The organism is Sphingomonas sp. R86520 (genome assembly GCF_042466285.1).
Taxonomy (GTDB): domain Bacteria; phylum Pseudomonadota; class Alphaproteobacteria; order Sphingomonadales; family Sphingomonadaceae; genus Sphingomonas.
The window spans coordinates 1,050,261-1,075,741 of record NZ_JAXHBZ010000001.1; the positions used below are offsets into that span (position 1 = coordinate 1,050,261).

The 25,481-nt window shown below is 65.2% G+C and carries 20 protein-coding genes; 12 read left to right on the top strand and 8 right to left on the bottom strand.

Going from position 1 to position 25,481, the window contains the following annotated elements:
* Nucleotide 1: 1 nt before the first annotated feature.
* From SJY41_RS04995 to SJY41_RS05005, 3 genes are all read right to left on the bottom strand, one after another.
* On the bottom strand, nucleotides 2-814 hold the full coding sequence (locus tag SJY41_RS04995; RefSeq protein ID WP_380779587.1) for a phosphate/phosphite/phosphonate ABC transporter substrate-binding protein: 813 nt from the start codon (nucleotides 812-814) through the stop codon (nucleotides 2-4).
* Nucleotides 811-1,704, bottom strand: a complete 894-nt coding sequence (locus tag SJY41_RS05000; RefSeq protein ID WP_380779589.1) for a fatty acid desaturase — start codon at nucleotides 1,702-1,704, stop codon at nucleotides 811-813. Before SJY41_RS05000 ends, SJY41_RS04995 begins: the two co-directional genes overlap by 4 nt.
* A gap of 173 nt (nucleotides 1,705-1,877) precedes the next feature.
* Nucleotides 1,878-3,557, bottom strand: coding sequence for an alkaline phosphatase D family protein (locus SJY41_RS05005; RefSeq protein ID WP_380779590.1), 1,680 nt, complete (start codon nucleotides 3,555-3,557; stop codon nucleotides 1,878-1,880).
* Nucleotides 3,558-3,724: 167 nt separating this feature from the next.
* Here SJY41_RS05005 and SJY41_RS05010 point away from each other — a divergent pair, with 167 nt between their 5' ends.
* The gene (locus tag SJY41_RS05010) at nucleotides 3,725-6,127 is read left to right on the top strand and encodes a TonB-dependent receptor (protein WP_380779592.1); all 2,403 of its coding nucleotides are present in this window, start codon (nucleotides 3,725-3,727) and stop codon (nucleotides 6,125-6,127) included.
* A gap of 50 nt (nucleotides 6,128-6,177) precedes the next feature.
* Nucleotides 6,178-8,649 (top strand): alkaline phosphatase PhoX, encoded by a 2,472-nt coding sequence (locus SJY41_RS05015; RefSeq protein WP_380779594.1) that lies wholly within the window; start codon nucleotides 6,178-6,180, stop codon nucleotides 8,647-8,649.
* 219 nt (nucleotides 8,650-8,868) lie between these two features.
* On the opposite strand, the gene SJY41_RS05020 is transcribed toward SJY41_RS05015, so the two are convergent.
* On the bottom strand, nucleotides 8,869-9,261 hold the full coding sequence (locus tag SJY41_RS05020; protein WP_120300301.1) for a MerR family DNA-binding transcriptional regulator: 393 nt from the start codon (nucleotides 9,259-9,261) through the stop codon (nucleotides 8,869-8,871).
* Nucleotides 9,258-10,943 (bottom strand): long-chain fatty acid--CoA ligase, encoded by a 1,686-nt coding sequence (locus SJY41_RS05025; RefSeq protein ID WP_380779596.1) that lies wholly within the window; start codon nucleotides 10,941-10,943, stop codon nucleotides 9,258-9,260. The genes SJY41_RS05020 and SJY41_RS05025 overlap by 4 nt, the downstream gene beginning before the upstream one ends.
* Before the next feature lie 131 nt (nucleotides 10,944-11,074).
* Between SJY41_RS05025 and SJY41_RS05030 the strand changes: the two genes are divergently transcribed.
* The 4 genes from SJY41_RS05030 to SJY41_RS05045 all read left to right on the top strand — a co-directional run bounded on the left by SJY41_RS05030 (nucleotide 11,075) and on the right by SJY41_RS05045 (nucleotide 16,601).
* Nucleotides 11,075-12,211: a thiolase family protein gene (locus tag SJY41_RS05030; protein WP_353468033.1), complete on the top strand. Its 1,137-nt coding sequence runs from the start codon at nucleotides 11,075-11,077 to the stop codon at nucleotides 12,209-12,211.
* A complete protein-coding gene (locus tag SJY41_RS05035) occupies nucleotides 12,211-14,529 on the top strand; it encodes a 3-hydroxyacyl-CoA dehydrogenase NAD-binding domain-containing protein (protein ID WP_380784064.1) in 2,319 nt (772 codons plus the stop codon). Before SJY41_RS05030 ends, SJY41_RS05035 begins: the two co-directional genes overlap by 1 nt.
* Before the next feature lie 313 nt (nucleotides 14,530-14,842).
* On the top strand, nucleotides 14,843-15,253 hold the full coding sequence (locus SJY41_RS05040; protein WP_380779598.1) for a DUF2147 domain-containing protein: 411 nt from the start codon (nucleotides 14,843-14,845) through the stop codon (nucleotides 15,251-15,253).
* Nucleotides 15,254-15,296: 43 nt separating this feature from the next.
* Nucleotides 15,297-16,601, top strand: coding sequence for an OmpP1/FadL family transporter (locus SJY41_RS05045; RefSeq protein ID WP_380779600.1), 1,305 nt, complete (start codon nucleotides 15,297-15,299; stop codon nucleotides 16,599-16,601).
* A 48-nt stretch (nucleotides 16,602-16,649) separates the two neighbouring features.
* Here SJY41_RS05045 and SJY41_RS05050 read toward each other — a convergent pair whose 3' ends face one another.
* The gene (locus SJY41_RS05050; protein WP_380784065.1) at nucleotides 16,650-17,177 is read right to left on the bottom strand and encodes a gamma carbonic anhydrase family protein; all 528 of its coding nucleotides are present in this window, start codon (nucleotides 17,175-17,177) and stop codon (nucleotides 16,650-16,652) included.
* Nucleotides 17,152-19,284, bottom strand: coding sequence for a malate synthase G (locus SJY41_RS05055; protein WP_380784066.1), 2,133 nt, complete (start codon nucleotides 19,282-19,284; stop codon nucleotides 17,152-17,154). The genes SJY41_RS05050 and SJY41_RS05055 overlap by 26 nt, the downstream gene beginning before the upstream one ends.
* A gap of 103 nt (nucleotides 19,285-19,387) precedes the next feature.
* Here SJY41_RS05055 and SJY41_RS05060 point away from each other — a divergent pair, with 103 nt between their 5' ends.
* Nucleotides 19,388-20,263 (top strand): LysR family transcriptional regulator, encoded by an 876-nt coding sequence (locus SJY41_RS05060; RefSeq protein WP_380779601.1) that lies wholly within the window; start codon nucleotides 19,388-19,390, stop codon nucleotides 20,261-20,263.
* On the opposite strand, the gene SJY41_RS05065 is transcribed toward SJY41_RS05060, so the two are convergent.
* Nucleotides 20,218-20,718, bottom strand: a complete 501-nt coding sequence (locus tag SJY41_RS05065; RefSeq protein ID WP_380779603.1) for a MarR family winged helix-turn-helix transcriptional regulator — start codon at nucleotides 20,716-20,718, stop codon at nucleotides 20,218-20,220. The two genes, SJY41_RS05060 and SJY41_RS05065, sit on opposite strands and share 46 nt — an antisense overlap.
* Before the next feature lie 76 nt (nucleotides 20,719-20,794).
* On the opposite strand from SJY41_RS05065, the gene hppD reads away from it, so the two are divergent.
* The 5 genes from hppD to SJY41_RS05090 all read left to right on the top strand — a co-directional run bounded on the left by hppD (nucleotide 20,795) and on the right by SJY41_RS05090 (nucleotide 25,435).
* Nucleotides 20,795-21,874 carry a 4-hydroxyphenylpyruvate dioxygenase gene (hppD, locus tag SJY41_RS05070; RefSeq protein ID WP_380779605.1) on the top strand — a complete coding sequence of 360 codons (1,080 nt, stop codon included), beginning with the start codon at nucleotides 20,795-20,797 and terminating at the stop codon, nucleotides 21,872-21,874.
* Between the two features lie 203 nt (nucleotides 21,875-22,077).
* Entirely contained in the window at nucleotides 22,078-23,403 is a 1,326-nt protein-coding gene (gene hmgA / locus SJY41_RS05075) for a homogentisate 1,2-dioxygenase (protein ID WP_380779607.1), read from the top strand.
* Entirely contained in the window at nucleotides 23,400-24,044 is a 645-nt protein-coding gene (maiA, locus tag SJY41_RS05080) for a maleylacetoacetate isomerase (protein WP_380779609.1), read from the top strand. The genes hmgA and maiA overlap by 4 nt, the downstream gene beginning before the upstream one ends.
* On the top strand, nucleotides 24,041-24,406 hold the full coding sequence (locus tag SJY41_RS05085; RefSeq protein ID WP_380779610.1) for a Rieske (2Fe-2S) protein: 366 nt from the start codon (nucleotides 24,041-24,043) through the stop codon (nucleotides 24,404-24,406). Before maiA ends, SJY41_RS05085 begins: the two co-directional genes overlap by 4 nt.
* 54 nt (nucleotides 24,407-24,460) lie before the next feature.
* Nucleotides 24,461-25,435 (top strand): rhodanese-related sulfurtransferase, encoded by a 975-nt coding sequence (locus SJY41_RS05090; protein ID WP_380779612.1) that lies wholly within the window; start codon nucleotides 24,461-24,463, stop codon nucleotides 25,433-25,435.
* Nucleotides 25,436-25,481: the final 46 nt, after the last annotated feature.

Below are 25,481 nucleotides of genomic sequence, written 5' to 3' on the forward strand. Positions count from 1 at the left end.
GTCAGCGGAGTTGCGGGTAGCCGGCGCGGATCGCGTCGGCTTCCAGTCTCGATGTCGGGGACAATGACGTCGGCGTGGCGGTGGTCATGCCCGTCAGGAACAGCGTGTCGCGCGCGTCCGCCAAGTTCGGGTCCGCAAAGATCTGGCCGAGTGCGACGTGAAGCGCCGCCACAGTTTCTGTGTCGGTTCCGGCTGCGGTGACGAACGGCAGGGTCGGCGATGGCAGGCTGTACGCGACGATCCTGACTCCGGCAGCCAGATCTGGTTCGAACCGTGCGACCGCGGCGTAGGTAACGCGGTCGATCGCCGCCAGGTCGGCCGCGCCCGAAGCGATCGCCTCGAGGCTGGCACGGTGTGAACCGGTGTCGACGACGTCGGCAAAAAATGGGCCTTGCCCGGCGACTGGCGCGATGGCGGCGCGGAACAGGTTCATGCCCGTGTTCGATCGACGATCGTTGACAGCGGCGACGCCACCGCGAAAATCGCGGATCGAAGCGCGCTCGTCGTCGGTGCGGGCGATCAAGACGCTACCGTGCGCTTGCGTGTCCGAGCCGCCCGTATCGTAGACCGGGAACCCCAGCACTTGCAGCGCGAGCGTTCCATCGACGACGAGCGGATAGCCGCAGGCCTGTCCGAACAGCAGGCCGGGATCGTGCCAGATCGCATCGACGTCGCGGGTCCGGTCCAGTCGGTCGGGAACGTTCGTCACCCCGCAGCCCCGAAGGGTGCGGGCGACCGCCGCCCAAAGCTGGTCGTTCGCGGCGTGCTGCGCGGGATGATCGTACATGCCGAGCGAGGCAATGCGCGCGGTCATGGCTGGCTCTGGCGATGTAGCGGGTGAACCACGTCGTCATGCGCTGCGAACGCGAACCGTCGGACGATCTCGGCGTAGCCGCGATAGATCGGTGCGCCGGCTGCAATGAAGCGCGCGCGGTTCGCCGCGTGGTACCGCGGCAGAGCATACCATGCGAGGGACGGACGCTCGTGATGGGCGGCGTGAAGGTTGTTGTTAAGGTACAAAAGCCCGAGCGGCCCGGCGTGCTCGACGCTTGCCGCCCGCCCGGGGCTCGAGAGGTCGGCACGGTGTTCGGCATAGGAACGCACCATCGTCAGGGCCATACCGGGATACACGAAGCACAGCACATAGCGCGCTATGCCGACGCCGAAATGATCGAGCCACGCGATGACCAGCGCGACGCCGAGCAGATGCGGCACCCAGTCCCGGGCGACCTGCCTGGGTTCCAAAATCGAGCGGTGCAGTTCGCCGAACACAAACCGCAGGACCGAGATGGCGGGACCGAAGAGCATCTGGCCGAACAGGGTCGACTGAAGCGCGCCTATCTTCCTGATCAAACCGCCGGCCTGCGCACGGTAGCGAGACTCGGGGTCATGGTCCGGATCGGTGATGACCGGCGCGCCGTGATGCGCGACGTGGCTGCGGCGATAGAGGCGATAGGGCAGCCAGAGTGACAAGGGCGCAAACCCGATCGCGTCGTTCAGCGCGCGGAAGCGGGTCGGATGTCCGTGGATCGTTTCATGCTGCAGTGACCCCTGCCAGGCGATCAACCATCCGCCGAGCAGTACGAGCAACGGCACCGGGATGGCGTCGTGCCAGGCCGTGACACCCAGCCAACCGCCATAGACTGCGCCCGCCAGGGCGACCGTCGGCCACTCGATCGTCGTCTTAGAAGCGCTTCGCCGCATCTTCACCTCCGTTCCGGACAGTGAATATCCCCCTACTCAATGGGAATTGACAGGCGATTGAGCTTTGTCGCGGCCAAACTATCATTTGCCGGCAATACTCAGCCGATCTCGGACGCGCGACGCGTCGTCGGTTGAAGCCCCGGACCGGCCGATTGGCCGATCCGGTAGCGCCGTTATGCAATCGCTTCCAAGGGTGTGTCTAGGCGATCCGCCCGTGCGCGAAACCGTATCGCGGTCGCTTGCGTGTAGGGCTTCGCGATGATCGTCGAGACAGTCCGGAAGTCGGCGATCGCGTGTTCGGGCGTGAGCGTCAGCAGCGTGTACCCCTTGGCGTCCTGATCACAGAACCGGACTTCCCCCTTGTTCGCCTCTGCAATCAACGTGCCGATCCCCGGCAACAGCGATCCGTAAGACGGACTGGTGATGGCGGTGCAGCCGAACTCGACCGCGACCAGGCGGCCGGTATCGTCGTGCAAATCGTTGGCCCACGCCGCATGGCTATCGCCCGACAGGACGATCGGCCGCGACTTGGCGCGCTGGAATGCGGCGTACAGGCGCTCTCGCGCGGGCGGATAACCGTCCCAGCTATCGAAATTGAACGGCAGCCCGGCACGGTATGATGCCATTCCGGTCTCGAGCCGCGAGCGCCATTGCGCAGGCAGCTTCGCCATCATCGCGGCATAGCGGACCGGTCCCAGTTGCTTCTCGAAATCGGGGCCGGCGACCTTGGCCATCACGACCTGATTGCCGAGAACCTGCCACGGCTTGCCTGCTGCTACCGACGTCGCCATCGTCTTTTCCACCCAGGCGAGCTGCGCCGGACCCAGCAGTTCCCGGTCTGCGCGCGCGCGTTCGGCCATCATCGGCGCGTATTCGGCGGGAGCGATGCCCTCCCCCTTCGCCGCGACCTGCTCGCTCCGTGCGAGCAACCGCGTCTCGACCATGACCAGCGTGGCGAGATCGCCAAAATCGAAGCTGCGGTTGATTGCAGCCCAGGGCTGACCGGGCTTCGGGTCGCGGATCGGCATCCATTCGAAATACGCCTGCATCGCGGCTGCCTTGCGCGCATCCCAGTCGCCTTCGGTCTTCGGGTCATGGTTCTCCGCGCCGTGCATCCAGTCGTCGTTGGCGACTTCGTGATCGTCCCAGACGCAGATGAACGCGGCGCGCGCGTGCGCGGCCTGCATGTCGACGTCGCGCTTCACCTGCGCATGCCGCATCCGGTAGTCGGCGAGGCTGACGATCTCGTGCCGCGGCTCGACCAGGCGACCGATCTTCTTCGCGATATCGGCGCCATACCCCTCGGCACCATATTCATAGATATAGTCGCCGAGGTGGAGCACCGCATCGAGCCGATCGAGCTTGGCGATGGCATCATAGGCGTTGAACAGCCCGCCGGCGTATAATTGGCACGACACGACGGCCATGACCACGTCGGCGACCTTGCCGCGTGGCAGGGTCTGGAACCGGCCGACCGGCGAGCGGGTGCCGTCGGCGGCGTCGAACCAGTATCGATAGTCGCGCCCCGGCTGGAGACCTGTCGCCTCGACCTTTGCGGTGAAGTCCCGCGCGGCGCGCGCCTTGACGCTGCCGGACCGGATCGGCTTGCCGGCGTCTGTCTCGGCGACATGCCAGGTCAACGCGATGTCGCCCGCTTGGGTGACATCGGCCGGTGTCGCCCGGGTCCAGAGGATCGCGCCGTCGACCGACGGATCGCCGCTCGCCACGCCGTGATCGAAGCGGGCCTTGGCCAGTCCCGCCGCCTGCGCCGCAACCGCCGGCAATACAAGCGTCGCGCCAGATCCGGCGAGTTTCAGGGCATTTTTCAGAGCATCGCGGCGGTTGATCGTCATGAGCGGTCTTTCAAGCGGGTGTCGCCCGCCTGCTAGCCGCACTCCGCGACAGTCCGGCGTAACCGGCGTGACAGCGCGATGACGGAACCGTCATGTTCGTTTCACGTATACGCCATGGAAACGTAACCCGCTCCGCCTAGTGCCTCCCCAACGACACGGGGGACACAATGACACGCATCTTCACGCGGCTCGCAATTGCGACGCTCGTCACGACCTGCTCGACCGCAGCACTCGCCCAGGCCGCACTCGGCCAGGCCATCACGCAGGCCGCACTGAACACCGATACGCCCGAAGACGAGATCGTCGTCACCGCGCAGAAGCGCGAACAGCGGATCGCCGACGTACCGATCACCGTCACCGCGCTGACCGGCGCGCGCATGGCGTCGATCGGCGTGTCCGAACTCGACGAGGTCGCCGCCTTCATTCCCGGTCTCCAGGTCCAGGAGCAGAGCGCGAACAACCCCGGCTTCGTGATCCGCGGCATCACTTCGGACAATGGTTCGTCGCAGCAGGGCGCGCGCGTCACGCTGTATTATAACGGCATCGATATCAGCCGGTCGCGTGGCGCGTGGCAGGATCTGTACGATCTGGAGCGCATCGAGGTCGTGAAGGGCCCGCAGGCAACCCTGTTCGGCACCGCAGCGGCGGTCGGCGCGATCAGCGTGATCTCGGCCAAGCCGCAGCCCGGTTTCTCGGGCGCGATCGACGCGTCGTACGGCAACTTCGACCGCACGCAGGTATCGGGTTTCGTCAACGCCGGCAACGAGACGCTCTCCGGACGCCTCGCCTTCGCGTATAAATATCGCAAGGGCTATGTCCGCAACATCGCCGGCGATGCGAACGTCCCCAACCAGAACCAGGGTCTCGTCGACCAGGACGATTTGAACGGCCAGGACCAGCGCGGCGTCCGCGGTTCGCTGCGCTTCAAGCCGAGCGACACGATCACCGCCGACCTCGTGCTGACCTATGACGGCCAGCGCAATCCCGGCACGGCGTTCAAAAGCCGCGCGCACGCTCCAACGGGCGGGCAGACTGGCGATTACGGATATGCCGAACTCTCGGGCTCGCCGTATAGCCTCCAATTGCTGGGCGCGCGCAAGCTGGGCCTGACGCGCAACGTCTATGACGCGAACCTGACGATCAGCGCTGACCTGTCGCCGGGAATCACCTTCACCACCGTCAACGGCTATCGCCGGTTCGATGCACTGGAGATCTTCGATGCGGATGGCGGTCCCGCCGCGTATCTGGAATTCGCGGAGGACGCGAAGGGCGACCAGTGGAGCCATGAGAGCCGGTTCGCGTTCGAAGGCCCGAAATATCGCGCTTCGGTTGGCTGGAATGCGTTCTTCGAGAATGGTTTCCAGCGGGTGCCTTTCGCGACTGAAGAGGGCACGTACCTCGCCTGCTCGGTCGCCGCCGCCTACGCACCGATCCGCGCCGCGCTCAACGGCGCCGGCATCCCTACCGGGACCAACTGCGTCGCTGCCAACGGTACGATCCCTGCCACCCGCGCAACATCGGTCCTGACCGGCGGCCGTGCGACGGCAATCCCGTATTCGTCGGTGTTCACCAACTTCGGCAACAACGACACCTATTCGGTGTTCGCCGACGCGACCTACATCCCGGTGCCGGCCCTCGAACTGACCGCAGGCGCGCGCATCCTGATCGAGGATCGCCAATCGGGCTATTCGTCGGTCCAGCCGAACTCGGTCATCCTGGCGGCACTCGGTATCCAGTCGAGCCTGCTCGGGACGGCCAACACCAACGGCAACAAGTTCGTCGCGGAGAAGAGCTTCACGGCGATCCTGCCGCGCTTCAATGCGCTGTTGAAGGTGGCCGACGACGTTAATTTGTACGCGACGATCAGCAAGGGACGCCGTTCGCCGGTGGTCCAGCTTGCAGCCCAGCGCACCGCGTTCGGCGTCGGCCCCAATCTCCAGGTCGTGCCGCAGGAGAATGTCTGGAACTACGAGGGTGGCATCAAGGGTCGGGTCGGACCGTTCAGCGGTGCGGCGTCGGTGTTCTACCAGACCTATGATGGCTTCCAGGTGTCGGTGACCGCCAACGGCGTCACGACGACGCAGAGTGCAGGGTCGGCCAAGAACCTCGGCGTCGAGCTCGAGGGCAATCTAAAGCTTGCTTCGTATCTCTCTGTATTCGGGACGTTCGCCTACATCGACGGCGGCATCGGCGACGAGGCTGCCAACGGCGTGTTTGCCGGCAATCAGTTCCGCCTCCAACCGAAGACCACGGCATCGGGCGGCGCAATGCTGCGTCTGCCGGTTGGCGGCGCGACGCTCTACGCGACGCCGACCATCACCTACAAAACGAAGGTGTTCTTCGAACTGCCGAACAACCCCGCGATCAGCACGCCTGGCTATACGCTGGTCAATCTGCGCGCCGGGCTCGAGCTTGGCGGCGGCAAGTACAGCGTCGGCGGCTTCGTCCGGAACGCGACCAACAAGCGCTATCTGATCGACGCGGGCAACACCGGCGGCGGTTTCGGCATCCCGACCTACATCGCCGGCGAACCACGCTTCTACGGCGTCGAACTGGGCGCGAAGTTCTGATTCGCACGCATTGATACGACACCGAATTCTCATCCCCGGGGGGAAACAGCATGACGTTCGAGACCATCTATACCGACGGCGATATCGATACCAACCCTACCGCCAATCCGCATCTGAACGACCTGATCGACGCCCGCTATTCGCGGCGCCAGACGTTGATGGGCGGTATGTCTGCAACCGCCGCTGCCGTGTTCGGCGGGATGCTTCTGACCGGGTGCGGCGATGACGACGACAGTGGCGCGAGCCCTGTCAAAGTGACGGCGATGGCGAGCGGCAGCTCGTCCGCCGGACGGGTCGCGACGCTGACCGGCGCGGCAATCGGCCAGGTCGACAGCGTCAGCTGGACCCAGACCGCCGGGCCGGCGGTAACGCTGGCGGGCGCGACGACGACGGTTGCCACCTTCGTCGTGCCAGGCGCCGCAGTAGGCACGGTGTTGAGCTTTCTGTTCACCGCGGTCTCTGCCAATAGTTCAGTGACCGCGACGACCAGTGTGACGGTCGGTGCCGCATCGCTGGGCTTCACTGCTGTTGCCAAGAGCCTGGCCGATATCGTTGCAGTACCGACCGGATATGCGGTCACGGTTCTGTACCGGCTCGGCGATCCCATCGGCAGCGGCGTCGCCGCCTATGCCAATGACGGCACCGATGCGACCTTCTCGAAGCGGGCGGGCGATCATCATGACGGCATGAGCTATTTCGGCCTGTCCGCGAGCGGTACGCCCGATGCGAACGGCAACACGCGCGGGCTGCTCGTGCTGAACCACGAGAACATCACGCAGGCGTATCTCCACCCGAATGGCGCTACCAACACCGGCGGCGTGCGTCCCGAGGCCGAGGCGTTGAAGGAGATGGAATGCCACGGCGTGTCCGTGATCGAGGTCAGTCGGGCTTCTGCCTGGAGCTATGTCACGACCTCGTCGTTCAACCGCCGGATCACGCCGCTGACTCCGATGAGCTTTTCGGGACCGGTGCGCGGCGCCGACAGCCTCAAGACGAAATATTCGCCGGACGCCACCGCGGGTCGCGGTACGATCAACAATTGTGCCAACGGTACAATGCCTTGGCACACGTACCTCACCAATGAGGAGAACTGGGTGGGCTATTTCAAGCGGGAAGTCGGCGACGGCGTGCGCCGTGTGGCAAGCGGCCCGGTTGGGGTGAAAGCGAACACTTCCCTCGCCCGCTACGGCAAGGCCGAGAGCAACACCGGCGGCAATTACGGGTGGTCGACGGTGACGCCTGCCGCCACGAGCAACACCGCTTACGCGCGCTGGAACATCACCGCGCAGGCCGGCGCCCCCGTCGACGGGACCGGCGATTTTCGCAACGAGATCTTTCAATATGGCTGGGTGGTCGAAATCGATCCGTTCGATTCCGCCTCGACGCCCCGCAAGCGTACCGCGCTAGGCCGCATGAACCATGAGGGCTGCCAGATCGGCCGGACGATCGCTGGCGTGAAGCCGGCGTTCTACATGGGAGACGATGCGCAGAACGAATATATATATAAATTCGTGTCGGCTACGCCTTGGGCAGCGGCCGATGCTACGGCGGCCAATCGGTTGGCGGTAGGTGACAAATACCTCGATGCCGGAACGCTTTACGTCGCCAAGTTCGCCAGCGATGGGAGCGGTCAGTGGATGCCGCTGGTGTTCGGGCAGGGTCCGCTGACTTCCGCCAATGTCGCCTACCCGTTCGCCAGCCAGGTCGACGTGCTGATAAACACGCGCCTGGCTGCCGATGCGCTGGGGGCGACTCGGATGGATCGCCCCGAGTGGACCGCGGTGAACCCGGCGACCGGCGAGATGTATTGCACGCTGACCAACAACTCGTCGCGGACCGTGGCGACGACGGATGCGCCCAACCCGCGCGCCTATGTTGATCCGAAGACTCCGACGGGCTCGACCACGGGCAATGCGAACGGGCATATCATCCGCCTGCGCGAGACCGGCGATACGTCGGAGGCGCTGACTTTCGCGTGGGATATCTACGCGTTCGGTGCGGGTTCCGATCTGGATGCGACCAACATCAACCTGTCGGGCCTAGATGCGACTAACGACTTCTCGTCGCCGGACGGGCTGTGGTTCGGCCTGCCGAGCAACGCATCGGGAACGATCGCGCCGGTGATGTGGATCGAGACGGATGACGGCGCATACACCGACGTCACGAACTGCATGCTGCTCGCCTCAGTGCCGGGGATCGTCAACGATGGCGGCACGTGGACGGTGACGAACACGATCGGTGCGACCAGCGGCTCGGTGACGACACGGATTGGCAAGGCACCGGGGGCGGCACTGCGTCGCTTCCTGGTCGGGCCGAAGGAGTGTGAGATCACCGGTATCCATACGACGCCGGATGGTCGGTCGCTGTTCGTGAACATTCAGCATCCCGGCGAGAATGGCGGGCCGACCAACATTACGAGCAGCTGGCCTGCCAACCAGGCCGGTGCGGTGACGACTCCCTCGCGGCCGCGATCCTCGACGATCGTGATCACCAAGACCGATGGGGGTGTAGTGGGGCTTTAAGCTTCGAAGTTGATCCTCTCCCGCGCGAGGGGAAGGATCAACTTACCCACCACCCCGGCGAAGGCCGGGGCCCAATTGAGGGACCTCGCTCATCAGCGCTGTGCGTCGTTACCTTGGCTTTCCCAATTGGACCCCGGCCTTCGCCGGGGTGGTACATTTTCGCCAAATGGTATCGTTTACAAAGGCATGGCACCTGTCTCTAACGAGCAGTAGCAGCCATCAAACAGTCCCCGCCGGAATTCGCGCGAGCGCCTCCTGCTCGATCTTCTCGAGCTCGTCCCGTGTCTGCACGATCGCCTCGCGTTGCGCATCGAGCAGATCGATCCGCTGGCGACAGCGTTCAGCCAGCGCGCGCATCTGCTCAACATGCTGCGGATCGGCGTCGTAGAGGTCGAGGAACTCCTCGATGTCGCGGAGCGTAAAACCGAGCCGCTTGCCGCGTAAGATCAGCTGCATCCGGGCCACTTCACGGCGCGTGTAGACGCGCGTTGTGCCAATCCGGCACGGCTCGATCAGTCCCTTGTCCTCGTAGAACCTGAGCGTCCGCGCGCTGACCCCGAGCATGCGCGAGACTTCCTGTATGCCGGTAAGATCGTCCTGTCGGTCGTTCACGCGCCCACTCCCCTCGCCTCCGACGACGCCGCCTTTGCGGTCTCTTCTGCGACAAGTTCCTTTTTGGATAGCTTGCCGATCAGCGTCTTTGGCAGACTGTCGCGGATTTCGACCTCGCGGGGAAGCTCGATCTTGCTGATCTTGTCGCGGAGAAAATCGCGCAGTTCGAGCGGGGTAGCGATCGCACCTTCGGCCAGCACGACGAATGCCTTGGGCGCCTGCCCGCGGTATTTGTCGGGCACGCCGATGACGACGGCCTCCAGCACGGCGGGGTGTTCGTACAACGCCTCCTCGATCACGCGCGGGTAGACGTTGTAGCCGCCCGCGAGGATCAGGTCCTTGATCCGGTCGACGATGAACAAATAGCCGTCCGCGTCGAGATGGCCAACATCGCCGGTGCGCAGCGCGCCGTCCGCGAACAGCGCGGCGGTCGCGGCAGGCTTGTGCCAATAGCCCTGCGTGATCTGCGGCCCGCGCGCGCAGATCTCGCCATTCTCGCCGATCGGCAGCAGCCGGGTCGGGTTCTCGCGGTCGCGGATCTCGATCGTCGTGCCTGGGAACGGCAAGCCTGCCGAGCCGGGTTTATTGAGGCCCTCGATCGGGTTGCAGGTGATGATCGGTGAGGCTTCCGAGAGGCCGTACCCCTCGCACAATTTGGCGCCGGTCGCGGCCTCGAACGCGATCCGTACCTCCGCTGGCAGCGGCGCGCCGCCCGAGATGCAGGCATGGATGGAGGACAGGTCGATCTTCTGCGTCTCCGCCGCAGTGGTAATGGCGGCGTAGATCGTCGGCACTGCGGGGAAATAGCTCGGCTTGGTCCGCGCGATCGTCTTGAGCAGCGCGCCAAGTTCGAAGCGCGGCATCAGGATCATCTCCGCGCCGGTGCGGATCGAATAGGTCAGCACGGTGGTCAGCGCGAAGACGTGGAACAGCGGCAGCGCGCCGAGCACGCGGTCCTGATGCGGTTGTTCGCCGCCCACGAACACGACCATCGCATCGGCGTTCGCGACGAGATTGGCGTGGCTGAGCATCGCCGCCTTGGGCTCGCCGGTGGTGCCGCCGGTATATTGCAGAACCGCGACCTCGTCCGGAGAAACCGCGACCGGCGACGGTGCGCCCTTGGTCTTCAGCAACGCGGCGAACGTCATATGCCGCGCATCATCTGGCGCGTGGCCGATCTCGGCGCGCTTGAAGATGCGGTAGGCGATCGATTTTAGCGGCGGCAGCGCGCCGGCGATCGGACAGGTGATGACGTGCTTCACGCCCATCTGGCCGGCCACCTTCAACACCCTCGCCTGGATTTCGGTGATGTCGCAGGTCGCGATGATCGTCGCGCCCGAATCCTCCAGCAGATGCGCGAGCTCGCGCTCGACATAGAGCGGGTTCACATTGACGACGATCCCGCCCGCCTTGAGGATCGCGAAGAACAGGATCGGATAATAGGGCGTGTTCGGCAGGCACAGCGCGACCCGCGTGCCCTTCACGACACCGAGCTCCTGCAGGCCACGCGCCGCCCGGTCGACCGACTCGCCCAGCTCGGCATAGGTCAGCGTCCGGCCCATGAAGTCGAGCACGTTGCGCGACCCGAACCGCCGCGCGGACAGGTCGAGCATGTCGCCCAGCAGCCGCGGCTCGCTTGGCAACGGCACGCCGATCGCCTTGCCTCCGGAAGTGTCCTGCATCTCGCTCTCCATTACATGGCGTGCGTAAGCCATATTGTCGGCCGCTTCACCTTGACGTAAAGGTGAGTTATCGCACCTTAAGGGTAACCCGCAAGCGTTAACCGGGTCGACCGCAATATGAGAGGATCATCGTGACCAACGTCGTCATCGCCGGGTACGCCCGTTCGCCGTTCCACCTCGCCGGCAAAGGCGAGCTCGCCCGCGTCCGTCCGGACGATCTCGCCGCGCAGACGATTCGCGGGCTGCTCGACAAGACCGGCGTCGATCCCGCCGAGATCGAGGACATCATCCTCGGCTGTGCGTTCCCCGAGGGCGAGCAGGGTCTCAACGTCGCCAAGCTGATCGCGCAGATCGCCGACCTGCCGATCTCGGTTGGCGGCATGACGGTGAACCGGTTCTGCGGCTCGTCGATGAGTGCGATCCACATCGCCTACGGGCAGATCGCGGTCGGCGCCGGCGAGGCGTTCATCTGTGCCGGTCTCGAATCGATGAGCCGCGTGCCGATGGGCGGCTACAACCCCCTCCCCAACCCCGAGCTCGCGAAGAAGAGCGCCGGCGCGTACATGGGCATGGGCGAAACCGCCGAGAACGTCGCGCGCAACTACCAGATCACGCGCGCCGAGCAGGATGCGTTCGCGGTGAAGAGCCAGGACAAGGCCGCCGCGGCTCGCGCCGATGGCCGGTTGTCCGACGAGATCGTGACAATCCAGACCAAGGCGGGCCCGGTCAGCCAGGACGGCACGATCCGCGCCGGCACGACCACCGAGGCGCTCGCCGGCCTGAAGCCTGCGTTCAGCGCGGATGGGTCGGTGACTGCCGGCACTTCGTCGCCGCTGACCGATGGCGCGTCCGCGGTGCTGGTCACCTCGGAAGAGTTCGCCAAGAAGCACGGGCTGACGATCCTCGCTCGGATCAAGTCGATCGGCGTGTCGGGTTGCGCGCCGGAGACGATGGGGCTTGGCCCGATCGGCGCGTCGAAGAAGGCGTTGGAGCGTGCCGGGATCACCGTCGCCGACCTCGACGTGGTCGAGATCAACGAGGCGTTTGCAAGCCAGGCGATCGCCTGCATCCGCGACCTCGGCCTCAAGGACGAGACGATCAACCTCGATGGCGGCGCGATCGCGATCGGTCATCCGCTTGGTGCGACCGGCGCGCGGATCGTCGGCAAGGCAGCATCGCTGCTGTCGCGCGAGGGTGGCCGCTATGCGCTGGCGACCCAGTGCATCGGCGGCGGTCAGGGCATCGCTACGGTGCTGGAGCGCGCATGATGGTCGACGCTGTGAAGAAGGTCTGCGTCATCGGCGCGGGCGTGATGGGTGCTGGCATTGCGGCACAGGTCGCCAATGCCGGCATCCCGGTGCTGTTGCTCGACATCGTCCCCCGTCAAGGTGACGATCGAGACGCAGTGGCAAAGGGCGCGGTCGCGAAAATGCTCAAGACCGACCCCGCCCCCTTCATGTCGAAGCGCGCGGCCAAGCTGGTCGAGACGGGCAACATCGACGATCACCTCGACCGCGTTGCCGAGTGCGACTGGATCGTCGAGGCGATCGTCGAACGGCTCGACATCAAGCAGGCGCTGTATGCCAAGCTTGAGGCTTTAAAGCGCCCCGGCACCGCGGTGTCGTCGAACACCTCGACGATCCCGCTCGGCAACCTCGTCGAGGGGCGTTCGGACCAGTTCAAGGCCGACTTCCTCATCACGCACTTCTTCAACCCGCCCCGCTACATGCGGCTGGTCGAGATCGTCCGCGGTGAACACACCGACGTCGCGGTCGCGGAGAAGGTCGAGGATTTCGTCGATCGCTTCATGGGCAAGCGGATCGTGCGGGCGAAGGACACGCCAGGGTTCATCGCTAACCGCATCGGCACCTATTGGCTGGCGATCGCGATCAATGCGGCGATGGACCAGGGGCTGACCGTCGAGGAAGCCGACCAGATCGGCGGCCGTCCGATGGGCGTGCCGAAGACCGGGATCTTCGGGCTGGTCGACCTCGTCGGCGTCGACCTGATGCCGCTGCTGTCGAAGAGCCTTTCGTCCACGCTGCCCGCAGGGGATCCGTATTTCGATACGGTCCGCCCGCTGCCGCTGGTCGACAAGATGATCGCCGAAGGCTTCACTGGCCGGAAGGGCAAGGGTGGGTTCTACCGCTTTGACAAGGCGACGCGGACCAAGCTGTCGCTCGACCTCGCGACCGGCGAGTATCGTGCGGAAGCCAAGCCTTCGGAGTTGCCGGGCAAGACCGGCAAGGACCTCGCGGCGCTAATCGCTGAGCCGGGCAAGATCGGCACCTATGCTTGGTCGATCCTCGGCAACACGCTGTCCTATGCGGCGATGCTCGTTGGCGAAGCAGCGGACGATGTCGTCGCGATCGATGACGCGATGAAGCTCGGCTATAATTGGAAAGACGGTCCGTTCGAGTTGATCGACCGGATGGGGCCGGGTCTGCTCGCTGCACGCCTTGCCGAGGAAGGTCGCGACGTTCCTGCGATCCTGATGACCGCGGGCGATCGTCCGTTCTACCGCGTCGAGAACGGCCAGCGTCAGTATCTCACCGCTGCTGGCGAGTATGCCGACGTGCCGCGCGCTAACGGCGTCGAGCTGCTAGAGGACATCAAGCTCCGCTCGCAGCCGATCCTCACGAACCTGTCGGCGTCGCTCTGGGATGTCGGCGACGGCGTAGCGGCGCTCGAGTTCCACACCAAGATGAACGCGCTCGACGATCAGGTCGTGGCGCTCATCAACGAGGCTATCCCGGTCGTCCGCGAGCGCTTCAAGGCGCTGGTGGTGTATAACGAGGCGTCGAACTTCTCGGCGGGCGCGAACCTGGGCGCAGCGATGTTCGCGGTCGGGGCCGGCCTGTGGGATATGGTCGAGGCCAGCGTCGCAGGCGGTCAGCAGGCGTACAAGGTGCTCAAATACGCGCCCTTCCCGGTCGTCAGCGCGCCGGCCGGGCTGGCGCTGGGCGGCGGATGCGAGATCCTGCTCCATTCGGACGCGGTGCAGGCGCATGCCGAGACGTATGCGGGGCTCGTCGAGTGCGGCGTCGGGCTCGTCCCGGGCTGGGGCGGCAATGGCGAGATGCTCGACCGCTGGACCAAGTCGCGCACGCTCCCGAACGGGCCGATGCCGGTGCTGACCAAGGTGTTCCAGGCGGTCTCCACCGCTCAGGTCGCCAAGTCGGCCGCGGAGGCAAAGGAAATGATGATACTGCGCAAGGCCGACGGCATCACGATGAACCGCGATCGGTTGCTGGCGGATGCGAAGGCCAAGGCGTTGTCGCTGGTCGACGGCTATGTTGCGCCGGAGAAACCTACGTTCCGCCTGGCAGGCGCAAGCGGGCGTACCGGTCTGAACATGGCGGTGTCCGACTTCCACAAGAAGGGGATGGCGACCGATTACGACCTCGTCGTCGCGGACCGTCTCGCCGAGGTGCTGACAGGCGGCGAAGCGGATCTGGTCGACACGGTGACGGAGGATCAACTTCTCGATCTGGAGCGCGCGGCGTTCATGGCGAGCGTCAAGGATCCCCGTACGCAGGCGCGGGTCGTTCACATGCTGCAAACGGGCAAGCCGCTGCGCAACTGAGTTCGCTGATCCGATCGCCGTGGTCGCGACGGCGGGGACCCATATCGACTGGCGGTGCATTAGAGGCACGGACGCCGCGCGTTTGTGTTGCGCATATGGGTTCCCGCTGGCAGCGGCAGGAAGGAACGGGCCAGATGAACAGTTTTTCACCGTGTAGAATCGGTAAGAAGGCTTGACTTGTCTTCGTACAATTCTAGTCGGGAACCATACATGCCGTATACGGCAATGGGCTCGCGATTAGGTCGCTTGTTTAACTCAGATTTCGACGACCGTACGCATACGGCGTCACCCTGCATCTAGGAGAGGATAGAAGATGTCCCTGTTGATCATCGGCGCATTGCTCGCCGGCGCTCCTGCGACGGCCGAGACCGTTCTTGGCCGCTGGAAGACCGAAACCCACAACGCCATCGTCGAGATCAGCCGCTGCGGCCCGTCGATCTGCGGCAAGATCCTGACCTCCGACGCGATCCGCGCCAATCCTTCGATGAAGGATGCCAAGAACGCAGATGCAGCGCTGCGCAATCGCCCGATCCAGGGGATGCAGATGCTCAGCGGGTTCAAGCCGGACTCGGACGGCGTCTGGAGCAGCGGTCAAGTCTACAACGCCGAGGACGGCAAGACCTATAGCGGCAAGATCACGCCCCTGGGCGCGAACCAGCTGAAGCTGCGCGGCTGCGTCTTCTTCCCGCTCTGCAAGACGCAAACCTGGACGCGCGTGCGCTGAGGCGCCGCCTTCCCTATCAGTATCATAGCTTAGGACCTGCCTCATGACGCTCCGTAACAAAGCCCCGTTGCTCGCCGCTTCCGCTCTCGTCTCCGCCTTCGGCTTCCAGGGTCTCGCGCACGCCGACGCCTTCTATCTCGAAGCGCAGTCGGCCCGCGGTGCCGGTCGTGCGTTCTCCGGCGAAGCGGCCGATACCGGTGCGACATCACTGTGGTGGAACCCTGCGGCGATCGCCGGCATCCGCGATGGCAGCGCGGCGATCAGCGCGACCGCGATCCTGCCGAAGGGCGACGTGGTCGACAACGGCACGCTGATCCGGCGCCCCGGTCAGGCGTTCGCCGCAGTCGGTGGCAATTCCACCTCACGCGACCCGATCAACAATGGCGTGCTGCCGAGCGGCGCAGTCGCCTATCCGCTGACTGACCGGATCGCGGTGGGCGTGGCGGTAACGTCGCCGTTCAGCTTCACCACGAACTACGAAGCGAACAGCTGGGCTCGCTACAGCGCCGACAAGACTCGGCTGCGCACGGTCGACATCCAGCCGTCGATCGGCGTGGCGGTGACCGACTGGCTGCGTGTCGGTGGTGCGCTGAATGTCGAATATACCGACGCTTCGCTTAGCAACGCGCTGCCGAACGTGCTCGCGTCGCTCCCGGACGGCGAGCAGGAATTGAAGGGCGACGGCTGGGATCTCGGCTGGACCGCCGGCGTACAGCTCCACAACGACTTCGCGACCGTCGGAATCAGCTACAAGTCGAGCATCCGTCATCACCTGAAGGGAAGCCTCGATGTTACTGGCCTGGTCGGGCCGCTGGCGGCATCGAACGAATCGCTTGATGGTGCCAAGGCGAGCTTCACCACGCCGGGCCAGGTGATCGTCGCCGGCCGGGTTCGCGCCACCAACGCGCTGACGCTGAACGCGCAGGTCGTCGCGTATAGCTGGAGCAAGTTCGATACGATTGATCTCGGCGCGCCGCTGAACGTCTCGATCCCCGAGAACTACCGCGACAGCTGGAGCCTCGCGGGTGGCTTCGACTACGACATCACCCCCAAGGCAACGATCCGCGCCGGTATCCAGCGGACCAAGACGCCGACCCAGGACGGCCTGCGCGACGCTCGTGTGCCGGACGCGAACCGCTGGACCTACGCGGCCGGTGGTTCGTACCAGTTGACGTCGCACATGACGCTCGACGCGGCGGCCAGCTATGTGGACTTCTCCGACACCACGATCGACCGGGTGACGGCGGCCTATGCTGGGACCGCGGCGCAGACGCCGATCATCACGAACGGCCTTCTCGAGAATGCTCATGCGGTGGTGCTGTCGCTCGGCGGTCGCCTTACCTTCTGACAACGTCCGATCCGATCCTCCCCCTGGCGGGGGAGGATTATGCGGTGTTCAATCGTCGACCCGCGTCAACCCTTCGGCGTATACGCGGTGCCTTGTCACATAGGCCGCGGCCGACAGCTTGAGGCTCGCAATCGCTTCCGGCGGCAACGCGCGCACTGCCTTTGCCGGCGCGCCGACGATCATGCTCCCCGCCGGAAATACCTTCCCCTCGGTTACCAGCGCGTTCGCGCCAATCAGGCAATTCTCGCCGATTACCGCGTTGTTGAGGATCGTCGCACCCATCCCGACCAGTACGTTGTTACCGATCGTGCAGCCGTGAAGGATCGCGTGATGGCCGATCGTGCAGCCCTCGCCGACGCTCAAAGGCGCGCCCGGATCGGAGTGCAGCATCGCGCCCTCTTGGATGTTCGTGCGCGCGCCGACCAGGATCGGCGTGTTGTCCGCGCGGATCACCGCGCCGAACCAGACGCTCGCGCCCTCACCCAGCCTCGCGTCGCCGATCACGTCCGCGGACGGCGCCACCCATACGTCGTCGGCCAGCGTCGGCCGTTTACCCTCGATCGCGTAGAGCGGCATCGGCATCCCTTTCCTTCACCCGCGCCCGGTACGCGTGGAGCAGTGGTTCGGTATAGCCGCTCGGCTGCGTGAGACCATCGAACACGAGCGCGCGGGCAGCCTGGAACGCGAGGCTATCGTCCTCATGCCCCGCCATCGGGCGATACAGCGGATCGCCTGCATTCTGGACGTCGACTTTCGCCGCCATCCGCCGCAGCGCCGCGTCCGCCTCGTCGGGTGTGGCGATGCCGTGGAGCAGCCAGTTCGCCATGTGCTGCGAGCTGATCCGCAGCGTCGCGCGGTCCTCCATCAGGCCGATGTCGTGGATGTCCGGCACCTTCGAACAACCCACGCCCTGGTCGATCCAGCGCACCACGTAGCCGAGGATACCCTGCGCATTGTTCTCCAGTTCCTCGCGAATCTCGTCGGGCTGCCAGTTATGTCCGGTAGCGACCGGGATCGTCAGTAGCGCATCGAGCGACGCGATCGGCTCGGCCTTGCGCTCCGCCTGCCGCGCGAACACGTCGACGCGGTGGTAATGGGTCGCGTGCAGCGTCGCGGCGGTCGGCGACGGCACCCACGCAGTGTTCGCACCGGTCATCGGATGCGCGATCTTCTGCTCCAGCATGTCCGCCATCCGGTCGGGCGCGGCCCACATGCCCTTGCCGATCTGCGCCTTGCCGCTGAGCCCGCAGGCGAGCCCGATCTGGACGTTGCGATCCTCATACGCCTTGATCCACGAGGAGGCCTTCATGTCGCCCTTGCGGATCATCGGGCCGGCGCGCATCGAGGTGTGCATCTCGTCGCCGGTGCGATCGAGGAAGCCGGTGTTGATGAAGACGACCCGGTCCTTCACCGCGGCGATGCACGCGGCGAGATTGGCGGACGTGCGCCGTTCCTCGTCCATCACGCCGACCTTGATCGTGTGGCGCGCGAGACCGAGCAGGTCCTCGATCGCGTCGAACAGCCGGTTGGTGAAGGCGGCTTCGTCGGGCCCGTGCATCTTCGGCTTGACGATGTAGACCGAGCCCGCCCGGCTGTTGCGGATCGGGCCCGTGCCCGTAAGGTCGTGCAGCGCGATCAGCGACGTGACTATTCCGTCGAGAATACCCTCGGGTGCCTCGTTGCCGTCGGTGAGCAGGATCGCCGGCGTCGTCATCAGATGCCCGACATTGCGCACGAACATCAGGCTGCGACCGGGGAGAACGATCTCGCTGCCATCGACCGCGGTATAGCGGCGGTCCTGTTCGAGCGTGCGCGTGACCGTGCGCCCGCCCTTGTCGAAGCTAGCAGTCAGGTCGCCCTTCATCAGCCCGAGCCAGTTGGCGTAGGCGGCGACCTTGTCCTCGGCATCGACCGCCGCGATCGAGTCTTCGAGATCTGCGATCGTACTGAGCGCGGATTCGAGCACGACGTCGGCAAGGTTCGCAGGGTCGTCGCGACCAATCGGATGCTGAGAGTCGATCGCGAGTTCGATGTGCAGGCCGTTGTGACGCAACAGGATATTGTCGCCTGCATACCCGACAAGCTGGCTGGGGTCGGCGAGTTCAGGCTTGCCACCGGTCCAGTCGGTCCACGACCCGCTCGCCAATGGCACCGCGTCGTCGAGGAAGGCCTTCGCCCAGGCAATCACCTGCGCCCCGCGGGCCGCGTCATAGCCCTTGCCGGATGCCGCACCGGGGATCGCATCGGTCCCGTAGAGCGCGTCGTACAAGCTGCCCCACCGCGCGTTCGCCGCGTTCAGCAGGAAGCGGGCATTGAGGATCGGCACCACCAACTGCGCACCGGCGAGCGAGGCGACCTCCGCATCGACGTTCGTCGGCGCAACCGCGAACGGCGCAGGCTCGTCGACCAGATAGCCGATCTCGCGCAGGAACGCCTGGTACTTGGCCTGCTCGATCGGCTTGCCGGCGCTGGCTTCGTGCCAGGCGTCGATCTTGGCTTGGAGGTCGTCGCGAACGGTCAGCAATGCCGCGTTCTCCGGCGCGAAGCGGGCATAGATATCGGCCACCCCCTGCCAGAACGGCGCGGCATCAAGACCTGTACCCGGCAGCGCTGATGTCTCGATAAAATCCACCAGCGACGCGGCGACCTTCAGACCCGCCCGATCTTGATAGCTGTCGATCATCTCGGCCATGCTGCTCTCCTATGCTCTTGGGAGCATGATAGACGCCCGCCACCTTCGCCACTAGACATCATAAACCGAAAGCTGTTGATCGTCTGGAGAACGAATGGACCCGGATATCGTCCTCTTTGCGGAAGTCGTCCGCACCGCCAGCCTGAGCGCAGCGGGGCGATCGCTCGGCATCTCGCCAGCGATGGTGTCGAAGCGGATCGCGCGGCTGGAGGCGCGGCTCGGCGTGCGATTACTCAATCGCACTACCCGGCGGCTGGAGCTTACCGCTCGGGGCGGGGCGTATCACCGCGACATGGTCGAGATCCTAGCCGCGATCCGCGATGCCGAGGCGCGGGTGTCGGACCGCATGGATACACCGTCCGGACCGCTACGGGTTAGCGCACCGACATCGTTCGGTCGCCTTCACATCGCCCCGCACCTCAAACCCTTCCTCGACGCGCACCCCGCAATCGAACTCGACCTTGACCTGTCAGACGGCTTCTCGGACGTCGTCGGCGACCGGCTGGACCTCGCCATCCGCATCGCCCCCGCCGTACCGCCGAGCCTGACCGGCTATCGCCTTGCCGACAGCCGCCGCGTCCTGTGCGCGGCGCCTAGCTACAGCCCGCCGAGCAACGCAGCCGACCTGACGAAACACCGCCTCCTCGCCGCGAAAGGCCAGATGCCGTGGCGACTGGCCGGGCCGGACGGTGACGTGACGATCTACTGCCCGAGCTATGTCGCGACAAACTCAAGCGAAGTCGTCCGCGAACTGACGCTGGCGGGCGTCGGCATCGCGCTGCGCTCGCTCTGGGACGTCAGCGCGGACCTTGCGAGCGGCCGACTCGTGCGGGTCCTGCCGGAATTGGCCGGATCTGCCGATGTCGGGATCTATGCAGTGCACGCTCGCGGGGCAGTGTCGTCGGGCACGACCGCGCTGCTTGATTACCTGCGCGGTCTCTGGTCGCCGATACCGCCATGGGATTCCTGAACGAGATCGATCGTCACGGCGTCGATTCGCCGGAGCATCGCCACGAACTGTGCCACCTCCGCCCCTGAGAACCCGGCAAAGATACGGCGTTCGAGGTCGAGCGCTTTCGGCGCGACCGACGCGTAGAGCGTGTGACCGTCGTCGGTGAGCATCAGGAGATGCGAGCGGCGATCGTCCGGGTTGGCATGCCGCTGCATCAGCCCGCGCTCGACCAGCGCGATCGCCGCGCGGCTGACGGTCACCTTGTCCATCCGGGTCTGCTGGCCGATCTGCTGCTGCGTGATCCCTCCGGCTTCGGTCACCACAGTGACGAGCCGCCACTCGGGTATCGTCAGCCCGAAAAGCGCTTCATACGTGTCCGCCACCGCTTCGCTGACGAGGTTCGAGGTGATCGACAGGCGATACGGAATGAAATCGTCCAGGACGAGCGCGCGGGCGGTATCGGAGTTGGGCATGCCAAAATCGTAACGATTGACACCAGTTGTTCAACCCGGCAGAATGGTAACAACAGATACCAGTCAGGATGCGAACATGAGCGATGTCGATCATATGGACGTAAACCCGATGGGGCTCGACGGGTTCGAGTTCGCCGAGTTCACCTCGCCCGATCCCGACCGGATGGCCGCGCAGTTCGAGCAGTTCGGCTTCGTCGCCGCCTCGACCCACCCGACCAAGGCCGTCACGCGCTACAAGCAGGGCCGGATCAACCTGCTGCTCAACCGCGAGGACGGCGGCCATGCGGCGGCGTTCCGCGTAGATCATGGTCCGTCCGCGAGCGGCATGGCGTTCCGAGTCCATGACGCCAAGGAAGCCTTCGACGCGGCGCTCGCACGCGGCGCCAAGGCAGCCGATGCCAGCATGGGGGCGCTCGGTGAGGGCAGCTATGTGCTCGAAGGGATCGGAGGTTCGCTGTTGTATCTCGTCGACAAGCACGGCGCGGCCGGCAGCCTGTACGACGACTGGAACCAGGTTCCGGGCGCAGCCGAAGCCGAGGCCGCAAACAATGTCGGGCTCGATCTGCTCGATCACCTCACGCACAATGTGAAGCGTGGCCAGATGCGGACCTGGGCCGAGTTCTACGGCCAGATCTTCGGCTTCGAGGAGCAGAAGTATTTCGACATCAAGGGCAAGGCGACCGGGCTGTTCAGCCAGGCGATGATCGCGCCCGATCGCGCGATCCGCATTCCGCTGAACGAGAGCCAGGACGACAAGAGCCAGATCGAGGAATTCATCAAGGATTACAACGGCGAAGGCATCCAACATCTGGCGCTGACCACAGCCGATATTTTCGAGACGGTCGAGAAACTGCGGGCCTGCGGCGTGAAGCTGCAGGACACGATCGAGACCTATTACGAGCTGGTCGACAAGCGCGTGCCGAACCACGGCCACGACCTCGAACGCCTGCGCCGCAACCGTATCCTGATCGACGGCAATGTCGGCGAAGAAGGGCTATTGCTGCAAATCTTCACCGAGAACATGTTCGGGCCGATCTTCTTCGAAATCATCCAGCGCAAGGGGAATGAAGGCTTCGGCAACGGCAATTTCCAGGCGTTGTATGAGTCGATTGAGTTGGACCAGATCCGTCGTGGGGTGATCACAGTCGACGCTTGAGTACTTAAAACCCTCTACCCTCAGGGGAGAGGGAAAGGCGCGGTAGCGCCGAGGGTGAGGGCACGCGCGGCGCCAGCACGTGCCCTTACCCTTCCGCCGCGCAAGCGCGCGCCTCCCTCCCTCTCCCCGGGGGAGAGGGGCAGAAAGAGTTTGAACGGCCGGCGGTTCGGGCGTTGATCGGGACAGGTGACGGAGAGGAAGCCATGACAATTCACCAGCCGACCAACCCCGCAGGCGAGACCGCCCGCCAGACTGAGTACCTATCCGGCTTCGGCAATCACGTTTCCACAGAGGCCATCCCCGGCGCGCTGCCGATCGGCCGAAATTCGCCGCAACGGCCCGCGTTCGGGCTCTACACCGAACAGCTTTCCGGCACCGCCTTCACCGCGCCGCGCCACGAGAACCGCCGCAGCTGGCTCTACCGAATGCGTCCGACCGCCGAGCATCCCCCGTTCGAGCGCTACGCCGGCGCCAAACGGTTCGCGCCCGGCACCACCGATGCGCCACTCGCGCCCAATCGCCTGCGCTGGGATCCGATCGAGGCGCCAGCCCCCGGGACTGATCTGGTCGACGGCATGACGACGATGCTCGCCAACCGTGATCCCGCCGATCTCGAAGGCGTCGCGCTGCACGTCTACGCCGCCAACGCCGACATGACTGACCGCGTGTTCATGGATGCCGATGGCGAACTGCTGTTCATACCACAGGCCGGACGCCTCCGACTGCTGACTGAACTCGGCCGGATCGAGATCGCCCCCGGACAGATCGCGCTCGTGCCCCGCGGCGTCCGCTTCCGCGCAGAACTCCCCGACGGCGAAGCACGCGGCTATGTTGCGGAGAACCACGGTGCGCTGTTCCGGCTGCCCGATCTCGGCCCGATCGGCGCCAATGGCCTCGCCAACCCGCGCGATTTCGAGACCCCGGTCGCCTGGTTCGAGGACCGCGACGAGCCCGTCGAGGTTGTCCAGAAGTTCATGGGTTCGCTGTGGACCACGACGCTCGACCATTCCCCGCTCGACGTGGTCGCGTGGCATGGCAACCTCGCGCCGTGGCGCTACGATTTGTCGCGGTTCAACACGATCAACACGGTCAGCTTCGACCATCCCGATCCGTCGATCTTCACGCTGCTGACCTCGCCGAGCGACGTGCCCGGGCGCGCGAATGCCGATTTCGTGATCTTCCCGCCGCGCTGGATGGTCGCCGAGGGCACGTTCCGCCCGCCTTGGTTCCACCGCAACGTTATGTCGGAGGCCATGGGCCTGATCACCGGCGCCTATGACGCGAAGGCGGAAGGGTTCGCGCCGGGTGGTATCTCGCTGCACAATCTGATGTCGGGCCACGGGCCGGATCTGGCGAGCTGGCAGGGTGCGAGCGCGGCGGACCTGAAGCCGCATAGGATCGACGGCACGATGGCATTCATGCTGGAGAGCTGCTGGCCGTACAAACCGACCGCCTATGCGCTTGAGCAATCGCAGCTCGACTACGATGCGGTCTGGTCGGACTTCCCGAAGGCGGTCCTGCCGCAGTGAGCCTCACGCTGCACGGCTATTGGCGCTCGACCGCCGCCTACCGCGTCCGCACCGCGCTGGCCGTAAAGGGCGTGAGTTACGAACAGGTCACGCACGATCTCCGCACTGGTGCGCAACACGAGGCCGGCTATTGCGCGCTCAATCCGCAGGGGCTTGTGCCGGCAATGGAGACCGACGACGCGGTCCTGACGCAGAGCCCAGCGATCCTCGAATGGATCGACGAGGTGTATCCCGATCCGCCGCTGCTACCGGCAGACGCGACCAACCGGGCAATCGTCCGTGCCATGGGCGCGACGATCGCGTGCGATATCCATCCGGTGAACAATCTTCGTATCCTGAACGCCTTGCGCGCTGAGTTCGGGGCGGACGAGGCGGCGGTGAACCGCTGGATCGCACGCTGGATCGGCGACGGGTTCGCTGCGCTGGAGACGCTGATCGCGCGGCACGGCGACGGCTTTGCGTTCGGTGCGATGCCGACGATCGCGGACTGCCATCTGGTGCCGCAGGTCTATTCGGCCGAGCGGTTCGCGGTCGATCTCTCACTCTATCCGCACCTCAAGGTCGCTGCTGACAACGCCCGCGCCCTGCCCGCTTTTGCCGCCGCTCATCCGGATCGGCAGCCGGACGCCGACCGCGCATGAGTGACGGGGAACGGCTGACCGCCACGCCCGGCGGGATCAAGCTCGCGCCGCTTGATGCAATCGCCGAGGGCAAGGCGCGTAACTTCGTGCTCCAGATGCGCGCGGGCCGCTTTCACGGCTTCGTCGTGCGCAAGGAGGACGCGGTGTTCGGCTATGTCGATCGCTGCCCGCATATGGGCCTGCCGCTCGCTCAAGTGCTCGACGACTATCTCACTCCGCGCGGCGACCTGATCGCGTGTAGCTGGCATTCCGCGCTGTTCGAGATCGAAAACGGCGCGTGCGTTGGTGGGCCATGCGGCGGGACAAGGCTGACGCCGTGGCCGGTCGCGGTCGTCGACGGGATGATCGTCACCGCAGGCTGACGCGGGGGGCGACTTGCGCTAAGGAGCTGCCCCTCACCCCTGCATGATAGACCGATGACTGAAACCCTGCCCATCCGCGTCGTGGCGCTGTACCGCTTCACGCCGTTCGCCGACATCGCCGCGATCCAGCCGCCCCTCGCGCTCGTCTGCTGTTCGAACGGCGTGAAGGGCACGCTGCTGCTGGCCGCCGAGGGGATCAACGGGACGATCGCCGGGTCCGAGGAGGGGATCGACGCGGTGCTCGCGCACATCCGCGCGCTGCCGGGATGCGCCCATCTCGACGTCAAGGAGTCGCGGGCCGAGACGATGCCGTTTCACCGGATGAAGGTGCGGCTGAAGCGCGAAATCGTGACGATGGGCGAGCCTGCGATCGATCCGCTGGAAGGGGTCGGCCATTATGTCGAGCCGGCGGACTGGAACGCGCTGATCGCCGAGCCGGGGACGATCGTGATCGACACGCGCAACGATTACGAGGTTGCGGTCGGGACATTTGCCGGCGCGGTCGATCCGCAGACGCGGACGTTCCGGGATTTTCCGGCTTGGTTTCGCGAGCATCGTGACAAACTGGTAGGCGACGGCCCGCCGCCGAAGATCGCGATGTTCTGTACCGGCGGGATACGGTGCGAGAAGTCGACCGCGTTCCTGAAGGCCGAGGGGCTGGATGAGGTGTATCACCTCAAGGGCGGCATCCTGAAGTATCTGGAGACCGTGCCCGCGGCGGAGAGTCTATGGGAGGGGGAGTGTTTCGTGTTCGACCAGCGGGTTGCGGTCGGACATGGGCTTGCTTTGGGAAGTCATGTCCTGTGTCATGCTTGCCGGATGCCGGTGAGCGTGGCGGATCGTTCTTCGCCGCTGTATGTCGAGGGGGTGAGTTGTCCGGCGTGTCATGATGCGCGGGATGAGGTGCAGCGGGCTGGGTATGCGGAGCGTGAGCGGCAGGTGCGGCTGGCGGAGGCTCGGGGCGAGGCACATGTCGGGGCTGTGCTGGCGAAGACGCATGCCGGAGCCGAACGGCAGGCTGACGACTAACCAAGCAAGGGAGCTTGTTCACCCGCGAAGGCGAACAACTTGGGGT

Coding starts and splice junctions, on each gene's coding strand:
- SJY41_RS05000 (WP_380779589.1), bottom strand. CDS start 1,704: ATGCGGCGAAGCGCTTCTAAGACGACGATCGAGTGGCCGACGGTCGCC.
- SJY41_RS05055 (WP_380784066.1), bottom strand. CDS start 19,284: ATGATCGACAGCTATCAAGATCGGGCGGGTCTGAAGGTCGCCGCGTCG.
- SJY41_RS05085 (WP_380779610.1), top strand. CDS start 24,041: ATGAGTGACGGGGAACGGCTGACCGCCACGCCCGGCGGGATCAAGCTC.
- SJY41_RS05090 (WP_380779612.1), top strand. CDS start 24,461: ATGACTGAAACCCTGCCCATCCGCGTCGTGGCGCTGTACCGCTTCACG.
- SJY41_RS04995 (WP_380779587.1), bottom strand. CDS start 814: ATGACCGCGCGCATTGCCTCGCTCGGCATGTACGATCATCCCGCGCAG.
- SJY41_RS05050 (WP_380784065.1), bottom strand. CDS start 17,177: ATGCCGCTCTACGCGATCGAGGGTAAACGGCCGACGCTGGCCGACGAC.
- hmgA (WP_380779607.1), top strand. CDS start 22,078: ATGACAATTCACCAGCCGACCAACCCCGCAGGCGAGACCGCCCGCCAG.
- SJY41_RS05025 (WP_380779596.1), bottom strand. CDS start 10,943: ATGCAGGACACTTCCGGAGGCAAGGCGATCGGCGTGCCGTTGCCAAGC.
- SJY41_RS05040 (WP_380779598.1), top strand. CDS start 14,843: ATGTCCCTGTTGATCATCGGCGCATTGCTCGCCGGCGCTCCTGCGACG.
- SJY41_RS05005 (WP_380779590.1), bottom strand. CDS start 3,557: ATGACGATCAACCGCCGCGATGCTCTGAAAAATGCCCTGAAACTCGCC.
- SJY41_RS05065 (WP_380779603.1), bottom strand. CDS start 20,718: ATGCCCAACTCCGATACCGCCCGCGCGCTCGTCCTGGACGATTTCATT.
- SJY41_RS05010 (WP_380779592.1), top strand. CDS start 3,725: ATGACACGCATCTTCACGCGGCTCGCAATTGCGACGCTCGTCACGACC.
- SJY41_RS05045 (WP_380779600.1), top strand. CDS start 15,297: ATGACGCTCCGTAACAAAGCCCCGTTGCTCGCCGCTTCCGCTCTCGTC.
- SJY41_RS05060 (WP_380779601.1), top strand. CDS start 19,388: ATGGACCCGGATATCGTCCTCTTTGCGGAAGTCGTCCGCACCGCCAGC.
- SJY41_RS05035 (WP_380784064.1), top strand. CDS start 12,211: ATGGTCGACGCTGTGAAGAAGGTCTGCGTCATCGGCGCGGGCGTGATG.
- hppD (WP_380779605.1), top strand. CDS start 20,795: ATGAGCGATGTCGATCATATGGACGTAAACCCGATGGGGCTCGACGGG.
- SJY41_RS05015 (WP_380779594.1), top strand. CDS start 6,178: ATGACGTTCGAGACCATCTATACCGACGGCGATATCGATACCAACCCT.